At 37.4% G+C, this 23,498-nt stretch carries 17 protein-coding genes and 1 rRNA gene; 10 read left to right on the top strand and 8 right to left on the bottom strand.

Going from position 1 to position 23,498, the window contains the following annotated elements; translation table 11 throughout:
- Positions 1 to 197: ribosomal RNA gene (locus IQ237_RS23970) — 16S ribosomal RNA — on the bottom strand; the annotation flags it as partial.
- Between the two features lie 531 nt (positions 198 to 728).
- On the opposite strand from IQ237_RS23970, the gene IQ237_RS23975 reads away from it, so the two are divergent.
- Positions 729 to 1,097 carry a zinc ribbon domain-containing protein gene (locus IQ237_RS23975; protein ID WP_194059649.1) on the top strand — a complete coding sequence of 123 codons (369 nt, stop codon included), beginning with the start codon at positions 729 to 731 and terminating at the stop codon, positions 1,095 to 1,097.
- A gap of 47 nt (positions 1,098 to 1,144) precedes the next feature.
- On the opposite strand, the gene nblS is transcribed toward IQ237_RS23975, so the two are convergent.
- Positions 1,145 to 3,091: a two-component system sensor histidine kinase NblS gene (nblS, locus tag IQ237_RS23980; RefSeq protein WP_194059651.1), complete on the bottom strand. Its 1,947-nt coding sequence runs from the start codon at positions 3,089 to 3,091 to the stop codon at positions 1,145 to 1,147.
- Positions 3,092 to 4,178: 1,087 nt separating this feature from the next.
- On the bottom strand, positions 4,179 to 5,462 hold the full coding sequence (purD, locus tag IQ237_RS23985) for a phosphoribosylamine--glycine ligase (protein WP_194059653.1): 1,284 nt from the start codon (positions 5,460 to 5,462) through the stop codon (positions 4,179 to 4,181).
- A 305-nt stretch (positions 5,463 to 5,767) separates the two neighbouring features.
- On the opposite strand from purD, the gene IQ237_RS23990 reads away from it, so the two are divergent.
- Complete coding sequence (locus IQ237_RS23990; protein ID WP_194059655.1) at positions 5,768 to 6,718, top strand: NAD-dependent epimerase/dehydratase family protein; 951 nt, start codon at positions 5,768 to 5,770, stop codon at positions 6,716 to 6,718.
- 111 nt (positions 6,719 to 6,829) lie between these two features.
- Here the strand turns inward: IQ237_RS23990 and IQ237_RS23995 are convergent, their stop codons facing one another.
- Positions 6,830 to 10,711 carry a DUF2157 domain-containing protein gene (locus tag IQ237_RS23995; protein WP_194059657.1) on the bottom strand — a complete coding sequence of 1,294 codons (3,882 nt, stop codon included), beginning with the start codon at positions 10,709 to 10,711 and terminating at the stop codon, positions 6,830 to 6,832.
- A gap of 269 nt (positions 10,712 to 10,980) precedes the next feature.
- On the bottom strand, positions 10,981 to 12,420 hold the full coding sequence (locus IQ237_RS24000) for an FAD-binding domain-containing protein (RefSeq protein WP_194059659.1): 1,440 nt from the start codon (positions 12,418 to 12,420) through the stop codon (positions 10,981 to 10,983).
- A gap of 323 nt (positions 12,421 to 12,743) precedes the next feature.
- Between IQ237_RS24000 and IQ237_RS24005 the strand changes: the two genes are divergently transcribed.
- On the top strand, positions 12,744 to 13,286 hold the full coding sequence (locus tag IQ237_RS24005; protein ID WP_194059661.1) for an acireductone dioxygenase: 543 nt from the start codon (positions 12,744 to 12,746) through the stop codon (positions 13,284 to 13,286).
- 97 nt (positions 13,287 to 13,383) lie between these two features.
- On the opposite strand, the gene IQ237_RS24010 is transcribed toward IQ237_RS24005, so the two are convergent.
- Positions 13,384 to 14,706, bottom strand: coding sequence for a dihydroorotase (locus IQ237_RS24010; RefSeq protein WP_194059663.1), 1,323 nt, complete (start codon positions 14,704 to 14,706; stop codon positions 13,384 to 13,386).
- Positions 14,707 to 14,929: 223 nt separating this feature from the next.
- Here IQ237_RS24010 and lepB point away from each other — a divergent pair, with 223 nt between their 5' ends.
- From lepB to IQ237_RS24040, 6 genes are all read left to right on the top strand, one after another.
- On the top strand, positions 14,930 to 15,583 hold the full coding sequence (gene lepB / locus IQ237_RS24015) for a signal peptidase I (RefSeq protein ID WP_194059665.1): 654 nt from the start codon (positions 14,930 to 14,932) through the stop codon (positions 15,581 to 15,583).
- A gap of 99 nt (positions 15,584 to 15,682) precedes the next feature.
- Positions 15,683 to 16,522 carry an MOSC domain-containing protein gene (locus IQ237_RS24020; RefSeq protein WP_194059667.1) on the top strand — a complete coding sequence of 280 codons (840 nt, stop codon included), beginning with the start codon at positions 15,683 to 15,685 and terminating at the stop codon, positions 16,520 to 16,522.
- A 166-nt stretch (positions 16,523 to 16,688) separates the two neighbouring features.
- Positions 16,689 to 17,840, top strand: coding sequence for a circadian clock protein LdpA (gene ldpA / locus IQ237_RS24025; RefSeq protein ID WP_194059669.1), 1,152 nt, complete (start codon positions 16,689 to 16,691; stop codon positions 17,838 to 17,840).
- 53 nt (positions 17,841 to 17,893) lie between these two features.
- Positions 17,894 to 19,630: a R3H domain-containing nucleic acid-binding protein gene (locus IQ237_RS24030; protein ID WP_194059671.1), complete on the top strand. Its 1,737-nt coding sequence runs from the start codon at positions 17,894 to 17,896 to the stop codon at positions 19,628 to 19,630.
- Positions 19,631 to 19,728: 98 nt separating this feature from the next.
- On the top strand, positions 19,729 to 19,968 hold the full coding sequence (locus IQ237_RS24035) for a hypothetical protein (RefSeq protein ID WP_194059673.1): 240 nt from the start codon (positions 19,729 to 19,731) through the stop codon (positions 19,966 to 19,968).
- 5 nt (positions 19,969 to 19,973) lie between these two features.
- The gene (locus tag IQ237_RS24040; protein WP_228020683.1) at positions 19,974 to 20,318 is read left to right on the top strand and encodes a DUF3368 domain-containing protein; all 345 of its coding nucleotides are present in this window, start codon (positions 19,974 to 19,976) and stop codon (positions 20,316 to 20,318) included.
- Between the two features lie 153 nt (positions 20,319 to 20,471).
- On the opposite strand, the gene IQ237_RS24045 is transcribed toward IQ237_RS24040, so the two are convergent.
- Positions 20,472 to 20,825, bottom strand: a complete 354-nt coding sequence (locus tag IQ237_RS24045; protein ID WP_194059674.1) for a hypothetical protein — start codon at positions 20,823 to 20,825, stop codon at positions 20,472 to 20,474.
- Between the two features lie 637 nt (positions 20,826 to 21,462).
- On the bottom strand, positions 21,463 to 21,585 hold the full coding sequence (locus IQ237_RS24050) for an AbrB/MazE/SpoVT family DNA-binding domain-containing protein (protein WP_194059676.1): 123 nt from the start codon (positions 21,583 to 21,585) through the stop codon (positions 21,463 to 21,465).
- A gap of 201 nt (positions 21,586 to 21,786) precedes the next feature.
- On the opposite strand from IQ237_RS24050, the gene IQ237_RS24055 reads away from it, so the two are divergent.
- The gene (locus IQ237_RS24055; protein WP_194059678.1) at positions 21,787 to 22,728 is read left to right on the top strand and encodes a hypothetical protein; all 942 of its coding nucleotides are present in this window, start codon (positions 21,787 to 21,789) and stop codon (positions 22,726 to 22,728) included.
- Positions 22,729 to 23,498 lie beyond the last annotated feature (770 nt).

Genomic DNA, 23,498 nt, shown 5'->3' on the forward strand with positions numbered 1-23,498 from the left:
TCTTCAGGCAGCAAGCCTTTCACCTTCCGGCATATCCGGTATTAGCAGTCGTTTCCAACTGTTGTCCCCGACCTGAAGCCAAATTCTCACGCGTTACTCACCCGTCCGCCACTAAATGCCTAAGCATTCCGTTCGACTTGCATGTGTTAAGCATACCGCCAGCGTTCATCCTGAGCCAGGATCAAACTCTCCGTTTTGTTAAGTTTGTTTAGCTCTTTTATTTTTGTTTTACTTCCGAATTCCTTTTCTATCGCCAGAATTCGTTAGTTGAATTTCTTTGACGAGGAATGGTCGTCTTTGTTCTTTCAAAGTATTATTTTGTCTCGGTTCAGTTGTGGGCTTCGTTTGCCTCACCTCATTTAATATAACAACTCTCTCTAAATGTGTCAACTACTTTTTCAAAAATTTTTAGGGATTTTTTGTAGATGGGATGAAACCCTTACTGGAAAAGGGTTTTGGAAATCAGATTAATTGTTCCAGATGTGGTTAGTTTCTATGGGACTGCTAGGACATAACTTATCCAAATTGTCTCGATAGAAATTTCTGGTAGTGCGCTGTCAGGGACGGGCAGGATGCCCATCCCACAAGATGGGGGATATATAGTAGCTAGTAGCTGCCTACAGCCTATTTGATGCAACACTCAGCATTATTTGCTGTTTGGGTCGCTGCTTGTGAATCCAAGTGGCTAAAATCAAAGTGTTTAACCTATTTCTACTTACTGTCAGGTTTTGGCTACTTTATCTTGTCCTCGTTGTCATCAACTTATTGATAGTCAGGCTATCACTTGTCCTCATTGCCGAATAACTCTAAAAGCTTTTGGACATCCGGGTATTCCTTTGCATCGTGCGGTTGGTAATGACTATCTTTGTGAAACCTGTGTTTATCATCAGGATGATAGCTGTAATTTTCCCAAACGCCCTTATGCTCAAGATTGTACTCTTTATCAAAACTTGGAAGAGAGTCGGTTAGAACTGAAAAAGCAGACTAATAATAGTGGTTTGAGTACAAATATTAAAAGCTGGCTCAAACGATATCAGGGTCTAGTGCTGCTAATAGCTATACTATTTGTCTGTTTATTGATTTCTCTGACATCCTAAGAAAGAAGGTTTGAGAGATATTTTGCGTAAGTCCTGATAGTTAAGCGTCAAATCTTTGCTATTTCAGATGTGTCACCTGTGGTTTGCAGCAATGCGGGTACGGCTTCTTCATCAAATATGGCTAAGTCGAACCAGAAAGTAGTACCTACACCAACTTCACTGACTAAATGTACTTGACTATGATGTCTTTCCATGATGTTTCTGACAATTGATAAACCTAAACCTGTACCTTCCAGGGTGTGAACTCGATTTTCTACCCGGAAGAAGCGGTCAAATATTGCCTGTTGGTCTTCTGGGGCGATACCTATACCTGTATCACTAATTTCAAGCCTGACTAGGGGATGCTTTTGTTCTGATATGGGAAGCTTTAGCTGGTAGGCGCGAATGGCTACTTGACCACCTGCGGGAGTGAATTTGAGAGCGTTACCGATTAAATTACCAAAAACTTGCAGTAATAAATCATAATTACCCATTACCAGGGGTAAATTAGGGGCGACTTCCTGGACCAGTTCAATTCCTTTATCTTTGGCGTTGAGTTGGTAAGTACGTAAGGTCTGCTCTAATGCTTGTGCTAAATCAACACCATCAAAGTTGTAAGTGCGACCGGATTCTAGTTTTGATAAATCTAATACATCGTTGACTAAGCGGGTAAGTCTGTCGGTTTCATGATTTACAGTTGCGAGAAATTCGCGGCGGTCTTCTGCTCCTAAGTCTTCACCGTAGTCATGGAGTGTTTCTATATAGGTCTTGATATTAAATAATGGTGTGCGTAGTTCGTGAGAAATATTGCTGATAAATTGACTTTTGGCTTCATTCAGTTCTACTTCACGGGTGATATCTTGCACTGTAATGGCGATACCTTTAATACTTTCTCGTTGCAGGTTGAGGACTGTGGTTAAAAGAATACGGATAGTGCGTTTGGTGGGTTGGTTGAGGGGGATGCGGAACTCAGCACTTTCACATTCACCGGCTGCCATTTCGTACAAAGTTCGGGTAATTTCCATTTGTACGCTTTGGGGTAAGTTATGCAGTACATTTTTACCTACAACATCAACTCCTTCCCAGGCAAAAATGCGCCTTGCTGTGGGGTTGACTAAAATTACCTGCATATTGTTGTCAATTAATACTGCACCATCGGCAATGGTGGAAACTAAGGTTTCTAATTTGGCTTTTTCGGCTGTTAATTCTTCTATGTTTTGTTCTTCGTAGCGTTCTAGACGCTCTGCCATTTCATTAAAGCTGAAAATAAGCTCTCCTAGTTCCCCTCCCAGTGGTAGGTCAATTCGCTGTTTAAAATTCCCTGTGGCAATTTGTTTAACGCCTACTAATAGTTCTTTAATTGGTTTTGTAATGGTTAAAGCGTTAATTACTCCTGCTAAAATAACCATCACCCAAATTGTGATAAATACAGCGATGGTGACATCACGGGTAAAGTTAGAGGAAATGACTACTGTGGGGTTGGGGTTGATGCCAATAGCCAACACGCCTAAATATTTTTGATCCTCTATTAAGGGAATAAATACATCTGTGACTAGACCATCTGGGGTGTTATGTTGGCGTACCATTGGCTGGTCATCATCACCAGGATAATCTTCTGGTAGTTGTATTTTGCGCTTGATGGTGAGGGAGTTTTCTACTTCGGGTTCCCAAAAAGGAATACCAAAAAAGATTTTCCCGGTTTCATCAGCGTAAAGCATATATCTGACGCTAGATGTGCTGCTGTAGAAACGTTGGGAAAATTGGGCTACTTCTGTAAGATTGTTTTCCGCGATAAGTGGGGTAACGTTAGAAGCTAGTAGTAGTCCCAGGTCACGACCAAAGCGGGTGTCGTTCAAACGTGCATCTTGTTGAATGGTGTTTACTGCCCAAAAAGTTAGGCCACTCATAAATAAGGAAACAACAAGAGTGGCGACTGCTAGGAGTTTGGTTTGGAGGGTGAATTCATACCACCAATGGGTGATGATGTTGCGGATTGTTGTGAAAAAAGCCAGCATCTTAAATATATTTATCTATAGCTGTTAGTAGTTGTTGGTTTTCTGTCCCAACCATTTAAAAATTAACAGTTAATTCAAAAAAGGTGTTATAAATATTCATAGTTTTTATCATCAAAGATGGTAAAATACAGATAAATCTCCAAGAGCTAATGACTATCAAATCGAGGGGTGAAAGTCCAGCTACTACAAGCTTCCTGCGTATATCGCTAAAAAAGGAGTCAAGCCTAGGTGCAAGAGCAAGAAAACGCGGTTGATACGAGGCAATCAAAACAATTAGGAGAAGTACAAAAGTAGTCCCAGCGGCTTTTAGCTTAGGGATAGGGGGTATTGCGGTTTGCCCATTCCGGATGATAACACTGGTCAAAGTAGTTTGAAGACATTTGTCCATAAAATTACTAACTGTTAGGGAGAAATTGGGAAGAGGAAGTGGTGGGGAGATGGAAAACCTACTAACCTGCTAAATTACAGTCTATTGTATCTGAATGAGCTTGTCCTAAGTTGACAATTTCATAGACAAAACTATACTTAGGGCTTGCTGAATAAACATAAAAAGATTACAGGTAAAGGGTTTGAGCCGTTTTCAAATCAAAAAAGTGCAAGCTTTTACGGGGTGGAAACTTAAAAACCTTGCATTTAAGTTTGATGCCAAGGAAAAATCGCTCCCATCCAACTCTTGAAACTGTTCCCTGTTCCCTGTTAAGAGTTCCCTACCTTCACGGAAAGACTTTTTCAGCAAACCCTACTTATATTGACAAAAATCAATATATTTTCCGGAAAAAATCAACTACTTGATATATAATACGGTGATATCAAGTATTGAATTGAGACTATTGCCGACGCGAAAACCAAGCAATGATGGTGGTAGTTTTTTTCAGAAACTTAATTGGAACACAATCGCGTTGGGCTACAGCGTGAAAGTCTACAGAGGGATAACCGCTCCCATGCTCCCGTTGAAGTAGAAAGTAAAGTCTAGCTTTGTCTAGGTTTTATATCGCAGGTACACAAAGGTGGGAATCCTGCCCACCCCACAAGATTTATTATATTGATATGTTAATTTGTGTACTTCATTTATCTGCAAAGTGCTGTATCACTTTGTTTTCAAGACACGATGACCGATATCTCGACGGTAGTACATTCCTGAAAATTGAATGTGTTTGATTCCAGTGTAAGCTTGGGCGATCGCTTGTTGGAAATTTTCTCCCAGTCCAGTAATATTTAAAACTCTACCACCGTCTGTGACAATTTGTTGGTCTGAGTTCAGCTTTGTACCAGCATGAAACACTATTGCACCTGCTGTTTCTGCTACCTCAATACCTGTGATGACTTTGCCTTTCTCATAGTCTCCAGGATAACCGCCCGAAGCGGCGACTACTGTAGCTGCTGCACCTGGTTTCCAAGCCAGAGGAGGCATTTCGCCTAAACGTTGCTTGATACAAGCTAAGATTAAATCTTCTAAGGGTGTTTCTAACAAAGGCAAAATGACTTGAGTTTCTGGATCGCCAAAGCGACAGTTAAATTCTAAAACACTAAAATCGCCATTATCTGCAACCATTAAACCAGCGTACAAAACTCCCCGGTAGTCAATACCTCTATTTCTTAAAGCTGTGATGGTTCTGTCTAAAACTTCTGTTTGCACACGCGCCATTAATTCAGGTGTGGCGATAGGTGTAGGGGTATAAACTCCCATACCGCCGGTATTTTCTCCAGTATCGCCTTCGCCAATGCGTTTATGATCTTGAGCAGGTAACAAGGGGCGAATGGTTAACCCATCTGTTAATGCTAAAACAGAAACTTCCTGACCTAATAAGCATTCTTCAATAACCACAAAATTACCAGCACTGCCAAACTGTCCTTGAAAAATGGCATCTATGGCGGTTTCTGCTTGTTCAACGGTTTGGGCTACTATCACACCTTTACCAGCTGCTAAACCATCAGCTTTAATAACAATTGGCGCTTCTTCTGCTTGTACATAAGCTTTAGCTGCTGCTGCTTCTTGAAAAACTGCCGCTTTAGCTGTGGGGACTCCAGCTTCTTGCATTAATGCTTTAGCCCAAGCTTTACTGGCTTCTATTTGCGCTCCGGCTTTGTTTGGACCAAATACCATTAGTCCTTGAGTTTGCAGATAGTCTGTAATACCGTTTGCTAAAGGCACTTCTGGACCTACAACTACTAGAGAAATGCCATTTTCTACAGCAAATTTGCCTATGCCTTCAAAGTCACTTACCGCTAGGGGCAAGTTTTGGCAACGCTCCATTGTTGCAGTACCGCCATTTCCGGGTACACAGACAACTTGCTCGATTTTATCTGATTGTAGCAGTTTCCACGCTAGAGCGTGTTCACGTCCCCCATTACCGACAACTAAAACTTTCACTTATTTCCTCGTGCGTTCCTGTCAAAGTGCGAATGCCACAAAGTTACTCGCAGATTAATTTTTTCACTAATTATCCTAAGAATCAAGGGTCTTAATGGGGAATGGGAAAAAAAGAATGGAGAGAAATTATTGATTAAGTTAAACAAAATACAATCCAATAAAATTGGAAAATATTTATAAAGTTTTGTGGTTTTTTAGTAAAAAGAAAATAACTAGTTAAAAATATATCACAACTTAGCTTAACTTATTAACAGTTAGAATGAAGTTGATGAAAAAAATCATAAATATCTCAAACAATAAGGAACATGACTAAAATTATCGTTACTGGGGCTGCCGGGTTTATAGGTTCTCACCTGGTCAATACCTTATTGCAACAGGGAGAAGAGGTAATTGGCATTGATGAATTTAATGATTATTATGATCCACACTTAAAGCGAAAAAATATTGCCACTTTTGAAAATTCACCGAATTTCACTTTGGTGGAAGGGGATATTCAATTTTTAGATTTGCCAAAACTTTTTCAGGATGTGGAAATAGTATATCATCAAGCGGCACAAGCTGGGGTGAGAAATTCCTGGGGTCAGGGTTTTCGAGCTTATACGGAACGGAATATTAACACTACACAGGTTTTGTTGGAAACTGCCAAGGATGCTCCCCACCTGAAAAGGTTAGTATTTGCCTCGACATCGAGTGTATATGGTGATGCGGAAACTTTACCAACTCATGAGGAAATTCCACCTAAACCGGTTTCACCCTATGGTATTACTAAGTTAGCGGCTGAAAGGTTGTGTGGACTATATCATAAAAATTTTGGTGTGCCTTTTGTTTCTTTGCGGTATTTTACTGTTTATGGTCCACGACAAAGACCAGATATGGCATTTCATAAGTTTTTCAAAGCTGTTTTGCAGGATGAGGCTATTCCTGTCTATGGAGATGGAAAGCAAACGCGAGATTTTACATTTGTCAGTGATGCGGTTGCTGCTAACTTAGCTGCTGCTATTGTACCGGAAGCGGTGGGAGAAATTTTTAATATTGGTGGTGGTAGTAGGGTGGTTTTAACTCAAGTTTTGGATACGATGGAAGAAATTGTTGGTAAGTCTATTAAGCGCAACCATATTGAAAAGGCTATGGGTGATGCGCGTCATACTGCTGCTGATGTTTCTAAGGCGCGAAAAATTCTTGGTTATTGTCCACAGGTTTCTTTGAGGGAGGGTTTAGCAAAAGAATGGGAGTGGGTTAAGTCGTTGTATTTGTAGTAGGAAGGAATTATTTTTTCTCACGCAAAGACGCAAAGACGCAAAGAGAGAAAGCCAGGTTAAGATATATCCCTAACTTCTGTGAGAGGTTAGGGATATTTTTAATTTTCATTATTCCCATTGTTGAAATTTCTCGATGCTACTGCGAAGTAATGAAGTAATTTGAGTGCGTCGGGTTTCAAAGTTGGCTGCTATGTAAATTAAAAGAATGCCTACTAATAAGCCAATTATCCATTTTAAGAAGGAGTAACTGAGGCTGAAAATTACTAATTGATAAATGCTGGTAGTGATAAAGGTTGCTGTACCAATATAAAGGAAGGCACGTATTTTTAAAGCTAGTCCGGCAAAAATAGCAATGAGGCTAAAAATACCGGGTATGTAAGGTAAATTTTGATAAAATAATATTGTCCAACCACACATTAAGCTACTACCAATAGTTCTGATAAAATGACGTAGTTGTTTAAATTCCTGTGGTTTTAATTGTGGGTCTATTTGGGCAATATATAATATTGATAAGCTGATGGGTGTGATGTACCATAAGCTATCTGTGAGGTTTAGTTGAATGAACCATTTAAATAATGCCCAATTTATTAAGAATACACTAATGTAGGTAAAGCGAATTTGTCTGGTTATTTTTGACAGGAAGATATAGTAGAAAGCAGCAATAATTAAGGTGAGAGGATAAATTTGTTGTTGGGTTGTTCCGATGATGATTAATGGTAGGATGTATGATGTACGTTGCCACGGTGTTTTTGTCCAACCTAAAATTTCCCAAGGTATGATGTAGAGGAAGTAGGCTATGATGCAAGCGATCGCACCGTTCCAAGGTGTTAACTGTTGAGTTAAAAAGCTGCTTATGGGTAAATTTTGTAGATAAATACCTGTTATCCCTGCTGTTAATAAACCTAGATAAACCCAAATTTCATCTTTACTGATATTACTAACATTTTCTACAGGTTCTTGAACATTTTCTTGAATATTATTTCTTCTTCCTTGCCATATTCCATAGCGGGTTAAAAATATTCCTGTTCCTATGGCTGCATAAAGGTTAATTTCTATGGGAACTGTGACAGCAGCTAATAATAAAATGCTACTCCAAAACCAATGTAAATGGGCAATATTTTTTAATTCTCCTGGTGTGAGACAAAAATAATTTATTAACCAAGGGGAAAGGATACGGTAAGCGTACATGATGCTAGTTCCTAATGCTGACATGGCTATTAAACCATCTCCTAATGCACCTCCTGTACTTTGATACATTTGATAAAATAGCAGTTCATAAGCAGAAATTGAGATCCCAATGATGCCAAAATAAAGTAATGGTTTAAATTCTTCTCTTCTGCGTCCTATACCAACTAAAATTAAGGCTATCCCTAAACTATATAAACCTGTCCAGTCTGTAAATGTATTGAATCTTAATATTAAACTAAATGCACCATAAATGATGGGTAAAATATGGAAACTTTGAGGTATGGTTTGATATTGTGCTTGATATTTTCTGCGCCACCATTCTCCAAATAATTGAGTTGTTAAACCCAAGGCAATATTAGCAATTCCTATTTTAATAATTGATGGTTCACCAAAACCTAAAATTTCCGCAACTAATAATTCTAAACACCAACCTATACTATAAAATGCCCAGTTCTTTGGTTGTTGATAAGTACGATAAATAATGGCGGCTAAAGTTATTGATGTAGCTAAAAAATATAAAATTTCAGCATTGTTATTTCCTGTATAAACAAGGAATGAATGTAGTGTAATTCCTATTAATTCTATGGTAGATAATACAATAGCCCATTTATCACTCGCTGCTGCATAAATAAGAGTTAATTCCGTATTTTTTCTTAAAAGTAAGGTACGAATTAACCATAAAGTAAAGATAGCAAAACCACCAACTAAAAACCAAACTGATAATGCTAAATTTGGTATATTCCACAATAATGCAGCAATAAAACTCAGTCCAAAACCGATGGTTAAAGCAGCAGTTTCTTGCTTTCTTAAATAGCGGGTGTTCACAAACATCACACCAGCACATACACCCAAACCAATTAATCTTGTTTCTGTTAAAGGTAAAGTTAGAAATTGGGCAGTTATGACAGATAAAATACTCAAAAAAGTATTAACAGTGCGATGTTCTTCTTCATGAATACAAATAGCTAAACCTGTGAGTGCTAAAGGTGTAATTAACCAAATAACTCCCCAATATTTAGAGGTGTCAATTACATTATAAAATGATGATTGGACATTGAAAAGTAACCAGGTAAAACTCAAGGTAGCAAGTGCTAAACCAATATACCAAGCACTACGTTTCCAAATTCCTGCACCGACACTAAATAACCATTCGGCAACCATGAAAGTTAACAAAATTACTGCCCAAATTTCTTGATTCAAATTTGGTGATAACCAATTGATAGCAGAAAAAACTGTTAAAATTCCTGTGGTGTGTGTTAAATAAACTAAATGAGGAAGAGAAGCATGGCGTTTAGTAAGGATAGCTAAAGTAATGGTAGAAAATAAAAGATTGTGTGTTAATAAGGTGGAATTTACTAAAGCAAACATTGTTAAGCAAACCCCTAATAATAGGGTTAGCTGTTTACCAAAAATGGCTAATTCTTCTTTTTCATCATGATGCAATTTTTCTGTGAAAACTAACATCAATATTAAATAAGGAAATAAAGCAATACTCAATAATGCTAAAGGTTGGTTTTGGGAAGTTGTCAGATAAGTTGCTGTATTAATGATAAATTGCTGTAATTGTTCAGGTACTAAACGCCAACCTAACCAAGTTGTTTGTAACCCAATAAAGAAAATAGCTGTAAAATCAAATTTTGAATTTTGACTTTGTAAACGCTGACTAAAAACCCATAAACTTAAACCACTGATAATTATTGCTTGTTCTGGTTGGGTGAAGACTGAAACTAACCAACCTAAAAATAATAAAATTACGCCTATTTTTTCCCAAATAGCAGCAATGGAAGGGGTAGAAGTAGAATTTTTGGCTGATAACCAAACTACTAACCAACCACAAATACCAATAGCTAAACCTAACTGAGTGATATTAACACCAGCGACAAAAATTGCTCTAAATAATAATCCTAATAAACCATAAATAATTACTGCAAAATAAATTCCTATGCCCCAATTATCATCCTGTATGTTGATATTTTCTCTTGGTTGTTTGAGTTTTTGATAAACTGTAATTAAGGTTGTTCCTACCATTGCTATATAAACAGCTATTAGGGGAAAACCTGATATTTTCCAACCCCAATGTAAATAACTTAAACTGAGAATATTTAAAAATGGTAATTTCCCTGATGGAAAATTATTAATAATTGTGCGATTTTTAGCAAGTAAAATTGTAATGGTTGATAGAAATAGAGAAGCAATAGCTAACACTGCCCAATTAATAGGATTATTCCATAAATTGAAGCTATCCATTGCCCAAAAATTCACAGGCACTAATAACCAAGTGACTATTAATAATGTCTGTGCGGTTAATTTTAAATTATCTTGTTTACCTGCCCAGAAAGTAAAACCACCAAATGTTAAAGTATAAGCTAATAAAACTCCATATTGTCCAATAGCGGGAAATTTTTCCCATTGACTTGCTGCTAAGACACCAGAAGATAAAACGACTAAAAATACTCCTAAAAATAATAACCATCTCACACTTAATTCTTCACCTAATGATTGCAACATCGAGGTGATAAAATTAGGTTGAGGTGGTGTTTGTGGTTCTGGGGGTAAAGTGGCAATGAATGGTTTTAATGTGCTATAAGTTGTCAATACCTCTTGCGGTTGATATTCTATTTGTGGTTGTAATTGTGTTTGTAAAACTACAGCACAAACTAGGTAAGTTTGACATATTTGCCTAACTTTAGCATCAGATATTAAACCCAGACGCAACCAAATATCTAAACCTTCTAATAACTGAGGATGGGAACTGGGTATTCTCAGTTCAATATTGATCAGAGGATCACGGGATGAGGACATAAGTTTCAACCGTATCAGTAGATACTTATATTTTGATTATGATGCTACAATATTTTGGTGTTTATTGTGCCAGTTATTAGAATATCTCACGCAAAGCCGCAAAGACGCAAAGAAAAGTTAAGTTTTATCGCTAAAAGTACAAGGTATGTTGTAGCCATTTGCTAAAACTGTCACTTTAGAGGTTTAATTATTGCTACTGGAGTAAGTTCTGTGTATGTTTTGTGTGGGGGATGGTTAATGTTTATATCCTTCCCCTCTAAAAATAAAAATTAATCTGTACCAGCTTTCTGTTCTTGATACAATTGTTTAAACAAAGCTTGTTGTTTTTTATGATCTACAATTGGTGCAGGATAACCAACTGCACGACGTTCTAAGGGTGTAATATTTCCACTTATTAAATATTCTGTATCTACAGATTTTAATTCTCTCACCCATTGGCGAATATATTCCCCATCAGCATCAAATTTCTGTGCTTGACTAGCTGGGTTAAATATTCTTAATGGTTTGGGATCCATGCCACTTGATGCACTCCATTGCCAACCACCATTATTAGCAGATAAGTCACCGTCGATGAGTTTCTGCATAAAATATTTTTCTCCCCATTGGGGGTTTATAATTAAATCTTTGGTTAAAAAACTGGCTACTATCATTCTACATCTATTGTGCATCCAGCCGATTTCATTTAATTGTCGCATGGCTGCATCAACTATAGGATAACCGGTTTTTCCTTCACACCAAGCTTGAAAATGTTTTTCGTTATTTCGCCAAGGAAAGTTTTTAAAAACTTCTCTATATGCACCTTCAGCTAATTCTGGAAAATGATACATGGCGTGTTGATAAAATTCCCGCCATGCTAATTCTTTCTGCCAAGATATAATATTATTGGTGACTTCTTCGCTGTTAGTATCTGCTAATAATTCGGTAGTTTTTTCCCAAATTGTCCTAATTCCTATAACACCAAATTTCAAAGCTGGACTTAATAAAGATGTTCCTTCAACAGCAGGATAATTTCTTTGTTCATCATATTCTTTAATGACATTTTTTATGAAATTATCTAATTTTTCTTGTGCTGCTGTTTCTCCTGGTGCAATTATTAATTCCCCATCCCAATTAAAACCTAAATCTTTTACAGAAGGTAAATTAATTGTGCCTGTTTTTTTAGCTATTTCCTGTTCTGCATCTGTTAAATTTTCGCAGTTTTCTAAAGTTGCAACTGGGTTATTTTTAGGTTTACTACTCCAATTTTTCCAGAAGGGAGTATAAACTGTGTAGGGAGTTTTTGAACCACTAAAAATTTCATCGGGTGAATGTAATAATTGATCCCAATTTTTCTCAAGTGTCTGAATACCTTTTGCTTTTAATAATGAAATTACATCATTATCCCGTATTTGTGCGTAGGGTTCAACATCCCAATTCCAAAAAACTGCTTTTGCATTTAAGGCTTTAGCTAATTGAGGAATGGCTGTCACTGGATTGTCATGTAAAATTAATAACTGACTACCTGCTTGAAGATATCGTTGTTCCAATGCTTGTAAACAACCAATCATGTAACTAACTCTAGCAGGTGCAACATCATCCTGTTGCAAAATGCCAGGATCTAAACAAAATACACCTACTACCTTTGCAGTTTGTGTTCTAGCTGCTGCTAGTCCTGTATTATCGGAAATACGTAAATCTCGACGATGCCAAAATAAAATCAGGTCAGACATTTGTTGACAATGGTTACAATATAGTTTATTTGTACTATGATACTGTTAATGGTAGCATGAAGCATCAATCAAGTAATGAATTTTTCTGTAAGCAGGACTCACGCAAAATATCTGTCAAACCCATGTTGCTCTGTGTTCTCTGTGTCTCTGTGGTTCTTTATTCCGTGACTTGTGTGTAAGTCCTAAAATATTCTGACTCCTGACTTCTTACCTTTTTATATTTATAAAGTATATTAAAAAACACCCATTTATCGGTCGGTAATAGTGGCTTTTTGAGACAATTTTCAGTAAACTGTTTTTAACAGAGGATTTAGTATTTTATCATGGCAATTTTATTACTGGAAGACGGAACAACGGAAAGTGATTTAAGTGCGATCGCTCATGAGTTAGAACCTCTAGGTATTAAACTCAGACATTATGATCCGGGGACATCTTTACTTTTTCCAGAACTGATGGAACAGGAAACAGTAACGGATACTGAGAAGCGTCATATTGTAGGACTTCATAACAGTGTGTTTGAGTTCCTTCAGCAAGAAAATGGTTATTTGTGGAGTGATTTACTCAATATACATCCTGGTTCGCCAAATTTGGAAACTTGGATGGCAACTTATGGACGTTATCACACCCATAATGCTGCGGAAGCTATTTATTTGTTAGCAGGAGAAATAATTTATAGTTTTGTGAAACCTGATCGCACTCAAGTACAACTGTTAATTACATCACAAAACTATTTACACATTCCCGCCGGAGTAGAACACTGGTGTAGTTTCTCAGCATCTTTGCATTTTAAGGTAATACGCTATTTCACAACTGTCGAGGGTTGGATGCCAATTTATACAGGTACTCATCAGCAGTTTAAAATTTAGCTTTTCAGAAAGTGCATCTACCAATAATCTACTTTCGGCGAGTCTGTGCAAAATAAATTCGCTTTAATTTTTTAATTTTTTGGGAAAAAACTATTATTTACGACAGGAAAGTTAAAGCTTGTCCGCGAATTTCCGTATTTACCTTTCCTTGATCATAAACAATTTCACCACCAACAATAGTTGTCACAGGCCACCCTGTCAAATTCCAACCTTCAAAGGAATTCCAACCACATTTACTTAAAACTTCTTCCCGCTTTACTGGTTTGTAGGTGTTTAAATCTACTAAAACTAAATCAGCATCGTAACCAGGGGTAATTTCTCCCTTGTTGGGAATACCATAAGCGGTAGCTACTGCTTTAGACATCCAGTTCACAACTTGGGCAACAGTACATTTTCCTGCCATTGCCGAGGTTAACATTAAAGGTAGGGAAGTTTCGACACCGGGCATACCTGAAGGAGTATTCGGGTAAGTTTGACCTTTTTCTTCTAAAGTGTGCGGTGCGTGGTCAGTAGCGATAAAATCAATTACACCATCTCGTAAAGCTTGCCAGAGAACTTCATTATCATGGGGCGATCGCAAAGGTGGGTTCATCTGTGCGAATGTGCCAATAGTTTGATAAGCACTGGTATTTAACAACAAATGTTGTGGTGTCACTTCCGCAGTCACCCAACTCGGTTTATCCTCACGTAGCAACTCGGCCTCTTCAGCCGTTGACATATGCAGAATATGTAACCGTCGTTGATATTTTTTAGAAAGCTTCAATGCTAATTGTGTCGCATTCAAAGCAGCTTGATTATCTTGAATTTGGGAATGAATAGCCGGATCATGAATACCAGCAAACTCTTGACGACGCTGGTTAATTCTCGCTTGGTCCTCTGCATGAACAGCAATTAAACGACTACCATGAGCAAAAATCTGCTCTAGTACAGTTTCCTGGTCAACCAGCAATTGACCGTGCATAGATCCCATAAAAATCTTAATACCCGGAGTTGGTTGGGCAGAAACTAATTCTGTTAAATTATCGCCCGTTGCCCCAATAAAAAAGCCATAATTAACTAAGCACTTATTGGCAGCCCTTTCTAGTTTGTCATCTAAAGCTGACTGGCTGGTTGTCAAAGGTCTTGTATTCGGCATTTCCAGAAAAGAGGTGACACCGCCTCTAGCACAAGCACAACTAGCAGTAAACAAGTCTTCCTTGTATTCCAGACCTGGTTCGCGGAAATGTACTTGCGGATCAATGACTCCCGGCAACAAAGTTAAACCTTGTGCGTCTATTTCTTGAGTGGGTGTGGCATTAGAGATTTCTGACGCTACCTCGACTATTTTACCGCTTTGGGTCAGCACATCCCCGATCATAAACTCACCATTGGGTAAAATCACGCGTGCTTGGCGAATCAGTAAACTTTTAGCAGATGACATAAATTTAATCAGTTATCAGTTCACAGTTAACAGTTATCAGTTTTATCTTCTCCTATATGTTAAAAGAAAATTAATTTTCTGCTCAGTCACAAACTTCTAGCAACCCATATCAACATTTATTAGGAAAAATCACTTGTCTAGTTAAAATATTAAAATAACAATAACATCACAGTCTCTCTCATCAGTTCAGTGCTTGTCTGTTACCCTAAATTTCAGTAATTTCATGCAAAATCAAGTGTCTGATAAAAACTCTAGCCAACAACCTGATAATTCCTGGATCGTCGAGCTAGGCAAAACTGTTATATTGAGCGTCTTTCTAGCTTTGGGAATTCGTACCCTAGTCGCTGAAGCGCGTTGGATTCCTACAGGGTCAATGGAACCGACGCTGCACGGTGTACAGGACCAATGGAAAGCTGATAAGATTATTGTCGATAAGGTGACATATAAATTTGCTAACCCACAGCGAGGGGATATAGTTGTATTTTCACCCACGGACGAACTTAAGAGAGAACAATACCACGATGCATTTATTAAACGCATTATAGGTTTACCAGGAGAAAAAATAGAACTTAAAGACGGCAAAGTATATATTAATAAAAAATATCTGCCAGAAGAACAATATTTATTTCCCTCATCCCGTACTGTTGTGGATGTTTGTGCATCAGGATCTCAACCTCCTTTCTTAGCGAAACCGCAAACCATACCAGCCGATTCATACCTAGTGTTAGGTGACAATCGTGGTAGTAGTTATGATGGACGCTGTTGGGGTTTAGTACCACGGAAAAATATTATTGGTCGTGCTGTTATTCGTTTTTGGCCTCTGAATAAAATTGGCGGTCTTGATAAGTCTCCTTTGTATCCACTGACAAACCCTTAAAAAATCCTACCGCTATAGTGGTTAGCCGTCAGCAGTCAGCAAATATGATTAAGGTAGAGGTAATTCATGAATTACCTCTTACATTTTTAATTTTTAAAGATGGCCTATTTATCAAAGATTTTGTTATATCCGATTAAGTCACTCGATGGTGTAGAAGTAGAAAAAGCTACAATTTTATCAAGTGGCGCATTTGAGTATGACCGAGAGTTTGCCATTGTTAACGCAGAGGGTAAATTTGTCAATGCTAAACGCCATGCCAAAATTCATTCCTTGCGTGCCAATTTTTCCCTTACAGAAAGAGTTGTTCATCTTCAATTTCCTAATAGCAATTCATACCAGGTTTTTCATCTTGAACAAGAACAGCAACAACTAGCAGCAAAGTTAAGCGAATTTTTTGGCTTTGCTGTTACATTAAGACAAAACACCAAGATGGGTTTTCCTGATGATACAGACTCACCAGGACCCACGGTGATTAGTACAGCAACTTTAGGGGAAGTGGCTGCTTGGTTTCCTGGGGTGAGTGTGGAGGAAATACGCCGACGACTGCGTGCAAATATTGAGATTGGTGATGTACCAGCGTTTTGGGAAGATAGGCTGTTTACGGACAGTGGAGAACCTGTATCATTTCAAGTGGGAGATGTGCAGTTTTTGGGAGTCAACCCCTGTCAACGTTGTATAGTCCCAACACGAGATTCTTACTTGGGTGAAACTTACCCCAACTTTCAAAAAATATTTGTACAAAAACGTCAGGCAACTCTGCCATCATGGGTAGCTGCGTCGAGGTTTAATCACTTCTATAAATTGAGTGTAAATACCAGATTAGCTGTTTCAGAAGCCGGGAAACTGATAAAAGTTGGCGATAATATCGAAACATTGCCAAAAAGTTTCTTAACGGCACAAAAGACGGCTGAGTTTTCCGCAGTTCGACAAGCTCACTGACCACCAAGCTCCAAAACTTAACCTCAAGGGTTTTCAGCCTATTTTCTTATAAATTACGCCAAACCTACAGCCTCTTGCCCACTGCCTAAAAACGACAGATAAAAAAATTGGATTTTTTCCTGATTAGGGGCTGCAATTTTGATGGCAAAAAAAGCATAATAGAAGAGTGACCAAACTCTTAGCCCCTTTACAATCCCTAAAACAAGGTAACTGGTTTAAGCTGATTTGTGGAGCCAGTTTCCAACATCTACCGGCGGTCAGAAGTTTAACTTTAGCCTACACCTTGGCGGGTGCTGACTGCATAGATGTTGCTGCTGATCCGGCTGTAATTAATGCGGCTCAGGAAGCTTTACTGGTTGCTAAAACTCTTGTTAAAGATGCTCAAGCGAGAGGCTTTAATTTTTCAGGCCATTTGCCCTTGTTAATGGTTAGCCTCAACGATGGAGAAGATCCCCATTTTAGAAAAGCCCAATTTAATCCTATTTATTGTTCACCAGATTGCCATAGACCCTGTGAAAAAATTTGTCCAGCACAAGCTATAGTTTTTAACAATCAAAAAGATAGCTGTTCAGGAATTATTGCCGAAAAATGTTATGGCTGTGGGCGTTGCATTCCTGCCTGTCCTTATGAGATAATTGATACAGCATCATATCTGTCAACGCCGGGAGCGATCGCACCATTGATCATGTCAACGGGAATAGATGCCATTGAAATTCATACAAAAATAGGGCGTTTGGCAGAGTTTCAGCGTTTGTGGCAAAACATCGCTCCTTGGGCAGATCAATTAAAGTTATTAGCTATCAGTTGCAATGATGGTGATGGTTTAATTGATTACCTACAAGCAATTTATGATCTAATTTCACCCCGTCCCCAAACTTTGATTTGGCAAACAGACGGGCGCTCTATGAGTGGTGATATCGGTGATGGTACTACCATAGCAGCGATAAAATTAGGACAAAAAGTTTTGGCAGCAAATCTACCGGGATATGTGCAGTTAGCTGGGGGTACTAATAGCTACACAGTTCCTAAATTAAAGGCAATGGGACTTTTAAACGATTTTAGATTGCCGATTTTAGATTTTGGATTAGAAAATGACAATCCAAAATCCAAAATCCAAAATCCAAAATCCAAAATTGCTGGTGTGGCTTATGGTAGCTATGCTCGTGTGTTGCTGTCATCAGTTATTGACAAGTTGGAAAATCAGGAGGTGAGTTCGACTGGTGTTAAGGCAAGTCTGCGCCTTGAAGATGAACCGAAATTACTTTGGCAAGCTGTAAAACTTGCTGATTCTCTCGTTTCTCAGATTAAGTCACAGTAAGAGCGTTAAATTGCTCATTCGTTATCTCTAAAAACGTCACCACCATAGAAAGCATGACGATTACAGAAGACCTGCAAAAGTTACTGGACATTTTACCCCAAGACCTACAACAGCAACTAGAGAACCATCCTAAAAGAGATCATTTAGTTGAAGTGGTTTTGGATCTAGGTCGTCGCCCAGAAGCTCGCTTTCCTCATGCTGCTGAGTATCTGAGCGAATCCCCTGTCACTCAAGCACAAATAGATGATTGTATTCAACGAGTCGGAACCTTTGGTGGAGATAATCGGGCGGGTATTGAGCAAACTTTACATCGAATCAGTGCTATCCGCAACCGCAATGGTAAAATTATTGGCTTGACTTGTCGTGTGGGTCGGGCGGTATTTGGTACTATTGGCATGATCCGCGATTTGGTAGAAACTGGTAAATCAATTCTCATGCTTGGTCGTCCCGGTGTAGGTAAAACTACTGCTTTGCGGGAAATTGCCCGTGTGTTGGCAGATGAATTGAATAAACGAGTGGTGATAATTGACACCTCAAATGAAATTGCCGGGGATGGTGATGTTGCTCACCCAGCTATTGGTCGCGCTCGGCGGATGCAGGTAGCAAAACCAGAATTACAGCATCAGGTGATGATTGAGGCAGTGGAAAACCATATGCCAGAAGTGATTGTCATTGATGAAATTGGTACAGAATTGGAAGCTTTAGCTGCACGTACAATTGCGGAGAGGGGTGTACAATTAGTGGGGACTGCCCACGGAAACCAAATTGAAAACTTGATCAAAAACCCCACTCTTTCTGATTTGGTAGGGGGTATTCAAGCGGTGACGCTAGGAGATGACGAAGCGAGAAGACGCGGTTCACAAAAAACGGTGTTGGAACGCAAAGCGCCTCCCACCTTTGAAATTGCTGTGGAAATGTTGGAGAGACAACGCTGGGTAGTACACGAAAGCGTGTCTGATACCGTTGATACTCTGTTAAGAGGTCGTCAAGCTAACCCACAAACGCGCACTGTGGACGACAAGGGTAAGGTGTCTATTACTAGACAGTTATCTGTGGTTAATGGTCGCGGTGGTAATATTGCTAGTGAGGATGAGTCTTTTCCCGCAGTTAAACAAGTTAATGGCTGGCGTGCTTCTGGTCAAATGGTAGCTTTACCTCCTTTGTCTGTGGAAAGGGAACGGGTAACGGGACGCAGCGAGTTTGACCGCTTGTTAGATGAGTCTTTGAATTATGGTGAAAGTATTGATTTCGGTCGTACTAAATCACCAGGTCCCAATGGGGAAGATTTGCCTTTGCACGTTTACCCCTATGGAGTGAGTCGTCACCAGTTGGAACAGGTGATTGGGGTGTTAAGTTTGCCTGTGGTCTTGACAAAAGATATAGATAGTGCTGATGCTATTTTGGCGTTGCGATCGCACGTCAAAAACCACGCAAAGTTAAGGCAAATGGCTAAGGCGCGTCATGTTCCTATTCATGTGATTAAGTCCAGCACTATTCCTCAAATTACTCGCGGTTTGCGGCGGTTGTTGAACATTGACGAGCCGGAAATTACCGATGATCAGGAGTTGCAACTGTTTTTGCACAGTGGCAGTGATGACGAAATGGACGCTTTAGAGGAAGCGAGACTTGCGGTTGAGCAAATAGTGATTCCTAAAGGTCAACCGGTGGAGTTGTTACCCCGTTCTGCTCAGGTGCGGAAAATGCAGCATGAGTTGGTGGAACATTATCGGCTTAAATCTCACAGTTTTGGTGAAGAACCAAATCGCAGATTAAGGATTTATCCGGCTTAATTTTACTTTTAACCCCCTTTCTGATGTGGAGAGGGGGCTAATAATGACATCAAATCATCCAAAATCAGAAAATTCAAAGATTTACGAGTAGCAAATAAATGAATTACGAAACTACCTTTAAAGAAATTGCTTCTCAGGTGCAATTATTTCAGAGTATAGAACAGAAAGAAAGATTTATATTTGTGCTTGGTGCTTTAACATCTCGGTTAATTAGTTTACATAAAGCAGCCGAAATTATGGAAATGGATACAGAAATATTTATGAAAATTTTAGAATTAATGGGAATAGATTTTTCATATCTTACCGTTGACGATATTGCTATAGAAAAAAACTGGTAAAGATCATGAAAATAGTTTTTAACTCTTCCCCTTTAATTTTTTTATCTCGGTTAGATTTTCTTGATTTATTTCTGACTGTGGAAGCTGAATTTTTATTACCAGAAAGTGTTAAAGAAGAAATCAGTGCTAAACAAGATCAATCATCCATACATATTAATAAACTAATCAGCGAAAATAAATTAACAGTACAAAAAGTACAAGTAGTTTCTCTAGCTAATTGTTTAAATGAGTTCTTAGGAATAGGAGAGTCTGAAGCTATTACTTTAGGGGTAGAATTACAACCAGATTATATTATTTTAGATGACTTTGCTGCTAGAAAAGAAGCAATAAGATTTAGGATTAAACGTTAAAGGAACTTTAGCAATAATTCGTAAATTACAACTAGATGGTAAGATTAATATTTCGGATTTAGATATATTGTACCAAAAAATTAGGGATGTTAATTTTAGGATCAAGCGAGAAATTTTTGATAGTATTTTTGAGTATTGATACATGAATGATGCTCAATCTTTACAGTAATTTATCACATATTCCCGAAAAACGGAAGATAATGAAAACATCACTTTATCTTCTTTAATTTTAACCACTAAATACCGTTGTTGTAAAGATTGTAATCCATTATTAAAATCAACAGAAGATAAATTTAACCTTTGTCTTAATTCTTCTCTGGAAATAAGGTTTTCAAATTTACTCAGTTGTAATACTATTTGTTGTTCTATTGGTGATAAACGGTTAAAGGTCTCTTGAAAATAAGACTGCATTTGCTGGGTAATATGTAAAGTATTTTCTGCTAAAAAATCAGCAACTTCACCATCATAATTTTTGGCGATTAAGACGGTAATAGTTTTTAAAACCATTAAATTACCTTCATATAACCCACATTCCGCACCCCAAACTGTCCCAGAGGGAAATTACGGAGATGAAAAATCAAAGTTAGCGTAAAAACAGACATATACAGTGAAAAAAGCATTCGAGAAACAGTAAATCACCAAAAATCTCATCAAAACCTATTCTCAATAAGAATCAATAAGAATGAACAGCACTGGAGAGGTCAACAGATAAACAAAAGAAGATATTCAAGAGAAAAATCATAAAATAGACTAATATTTACAGGATAAAAATAAAATTATAGACATAGTAAAATGGAGCTATACATCAAAGAGACTAGCTCATTTTCACTCATAGAAATTAAATTGATAGAGATAATAATTAGGTGACTAATTGATAGTAACGTAAACAATCATCTGGTAAAAGACGCAAGATAAAATCTCTGTCCTTATTCCAATTAGAAATATGTTCTTCCTGATTGAGTGTAACCAAATGAATGCTAAAGCCCTACAAAGATATCGGTTTTTGTAAATAAATTGTAAATGCAAATAATTCAATATTTCTAATTTATCAATGATGCGCCATTTAGTTATACTTTGGAAATGCGTTATCGGTAACTCACTAAAGCGATCGCTTTAACCATTAAATCTTACAAATCAGGCTTTTTCACTGTTGAATTAGATAAACTTTCATTATTATTAATTCTTGACCATCTTGCCACTGATACTGTTCTCTTAAATTTTGGGGAATAGTAACTTGACCTTGACTTGATAGCTTGGTAATTTCCATTTGTATAATTTTCAAATATCTATAACAAATTAATTATAACATAGATTCATATCTGTATCAATTGGATGATTGCCTCATAGCGATCGCCATTTAGATATTACATCTACACAATCAGATAATTAAAAAATCATAAAAATAATGATTAATACATCAGTATCAAATACAATTAACCAGGGAATAAAAAAACTAAAAAGCCTAAACATGAACCCAACAACAGCAAATTATGATCAAGCATGGAAAGGAGCAATAGAAAAATACTTTCCAGAATTTATCAGCTTCTTTTATCCCCAAATTTACCAACAAATAGACTGGAGTAAAACACCAATTTCCCTAGACAAAGAACTAGAACAAATTACAGCATCAGCAAACAAAGAAAAACGCTATGCTGATAAATTATATCAAGTGTGGTTACTAGATAACACAGAAATTTGGATATTAATTCACATCGAAGTACAAAGTCAATACGATGAAGAATTTTCCCAAAGAATGTATATCTATAACTACCGTTCCTTTGATTTATACCATAAACCAGTAGTTAGTTTAGCCATATTAGGAGATGAAAGCAAAACATGGCGACCTAATAGTTATCAATACGGTTTAGGTAGGAGTGAGGTTGTGTGTAAGTTTGATACAGTCAAACTCATAGATTACAAATGGGAAGAACTAGAGCAAAGCAGCAATCTCTTTGCTATATTAGTAATGGCACATTTAAAAACCAAAACTACTACCAACAAACTCACAGATCGGGAGCAGTGGAAATGGACATTAATTAGAAGTTTATATGAGCGAGGTTTAAGCAGATATGATATTGAAAACCTCTTTAGATTTATTGACAAAATGATGTCATTAACTCAGGAATTACAACAAAAATTGCTCACGAAAATAACTGAGTATGAAAAGGAGAGAGAAATGCCTTTTTTAACCCCTACTGAAGAATTATTCATTGCAAGAACTCGCCAGCAAGATATTATTAAACTTCTACAAGTCAAGTTTGGTGATGTTCCCGAAATACTGAGCAAAAATATTCAGAATGTTGATGATCTAACCGCTTTAGAAGAATTATTTGTATCATCAATTACGATTACTTCTTTGGAAGAATTTACCAATTTAGTTAATTCTAAATTACCAACATCACAAGAGTAATAGTAGAAAAAACAGAGGTACGGAAATATAGAATTATCTTGAATTATAATAAATTTATTTCTCTACTTCCTTACCTCTTGCAATTTTCTAATTACTTTAATTTGGTGTCAAACCTGAAAGCAAGATATCTGTTTTTATCAATAAATTACAGATCCAAAAAATTCGCCATTTATAATCTATGAATTATGATTTTTGAAATATGAATAAAGAGAGAGCGAATAGATCCCCGACTTCTTGAAAAAGTTGGGGATCTGGCTATGTATCGCTTCCCACTGTTGATCTTGACTCTCACTCACCCCTGATACATAGAATGTCTATTTTGTCAACCCACCTTTTTACAAGACATGAATCAACCTCTCATTTCACCCGAAAAAAAGTTTACGAAATCACTGCTTTTTTCTCTATGCAGATTTTGAGCATTTCTCAAATAACGTAAAATCAAGGGTTTTGGCTATCTCTAAACCTTATTTTTACTAAATGACATACTAAGCCCCGATTATGAAATTTTGAAAAATTATAGCAAATCGCCGAAAGTATTGCAAGATCGTGGATAAATAAAAATAATTCTCAAGTAATTGTTAAGAAAATATAAAGAGGAAATTTCCAAAGTTAGGAATATTTAAACTATTAATAGTATTATCATCCCACATTCCGCACTTCAAAAAGTAGCATAATTTAACTACATTGACAGTCAATTAAAACTTAGGGTTTGAACAATTACGTATCAATGTAAAACAAAATTATGGACACACAAAGTAAAGCCTTTATTG

It is taken from the genome of Sphaerospermopsis sp. LEGE 08334 (genome assembly GCF_015207205.1).
Taxonomy (GTDB): domain Bacteria; phylum Cyanobacteriota; class Cyanobacteriia; order Cyanobacteriales; family Nostocaceae; genus Sphaerospermopsis.

What these genes read in the sequence shown, in the direction of transcription:
- nblS (WP_194059651.1), bottom strand. Translation starts at nt 3,091, where the DNA reads ATGCTGGCTTTTTTCACAACAATCCGCAACATCATCACCCATTGGTGG.
- IQ237_RS23990 (WP_194059655.1), top strand. Translation starts at nt 5,768, where the DNA reads ATGACTAAAATTATCGTTACTGGGGCTGCCGGGTTTATAGGTTCTCAC.
- IQ237_RS23995 (WP_194059657.1), bottom strand. Translation starts at nt 10,711, where the DNA reads ATGTCCTCATCCCGTGATCCTCTGATCAATATTGAACTGAGAATACCC.
- IQ237_RS24000 (WP_194059659.1), bottom strand. Translation starts at nt 12,420, where the DNA reads ATGTCTGACCTGATTTTATTTTGGCATCGTCGAGATTTACGTATTTCC.
- IQ237_RS24005 (WP_194059661.1), top strand. Translation starts at nt 12,744, where the DNA reads ATGGCAATTTTATTACTGGAAGACGGAACAACGGAAAGTGATTTAAGT.
- IQ237_RS24010 (WP_194059663.1), bottom strand. Translation starts at nt 14,706, where the DNA reads ATGTCATCTGCTAAAAGTTTACTGATTCGCCAAGCACGCGTGATTTTA.
- lepB (WP_194059665.1), top strand. Translation starts at nt 14,930, where the DNA reads ATGCAAAATCAAGTGTCTGATAAAAACTCTAGCCAACAACCTGATAAT.
- IQ237_RS24020 (WP_194059667.1), top strand. Translation starts at nt 15,683, where the DNA reads ATGGCCTATTTATCAAAGATTTTGTTATATCCGATTAAGTCACTCGAT.
- IQ237_RS24030 (WP_194059671.1), top strand. Translation starts at nt 17,894, where the DNA reads ATGACGATTACAGAAGACCTGCAAAAGTTACTGGACATTTTACCCCAA.
- IQ237_RS24035 (WP_194059673.1), top strand. Translation starts at nt 19,729, where the DNA reads ATGAATTACGAAACTACCTTTAAAGAAATTGCTTCTCAGGTGCAATTA.
- IQ237_RS24040 (WP_228020683.1), top strand. Translation starts at nt 19,974, where the DNA reads ATGAAAATAGTTTTTAACTCTTCCCCTTTAATTTTTTTATCTCGGTTA.
- IQ237_RS24045 (WP_194059674.1), bottom strand. Translation starts at nt 20,825, where the DNA reads ATGGTTTTAAAAACTATTACCGTCTTAATCGCCAAAAATTATGATGGT.
- IQ237_RS24050 (WP_194059676.1), bottom strand. Translation starts at nt 21,585, where the DNA reads ATGGAAATTACCAAGCTATCAAGTCAAGGTCAAGTTACTATTCCCCAA.
- IQ237_RS24055 (WP_194059678.1), top strand. Translation starts at nt 21,787, where the DNA reads ATGAACCCAACAACAGCAAATTATGATCAAGCATGGAAAGGAGCAATA.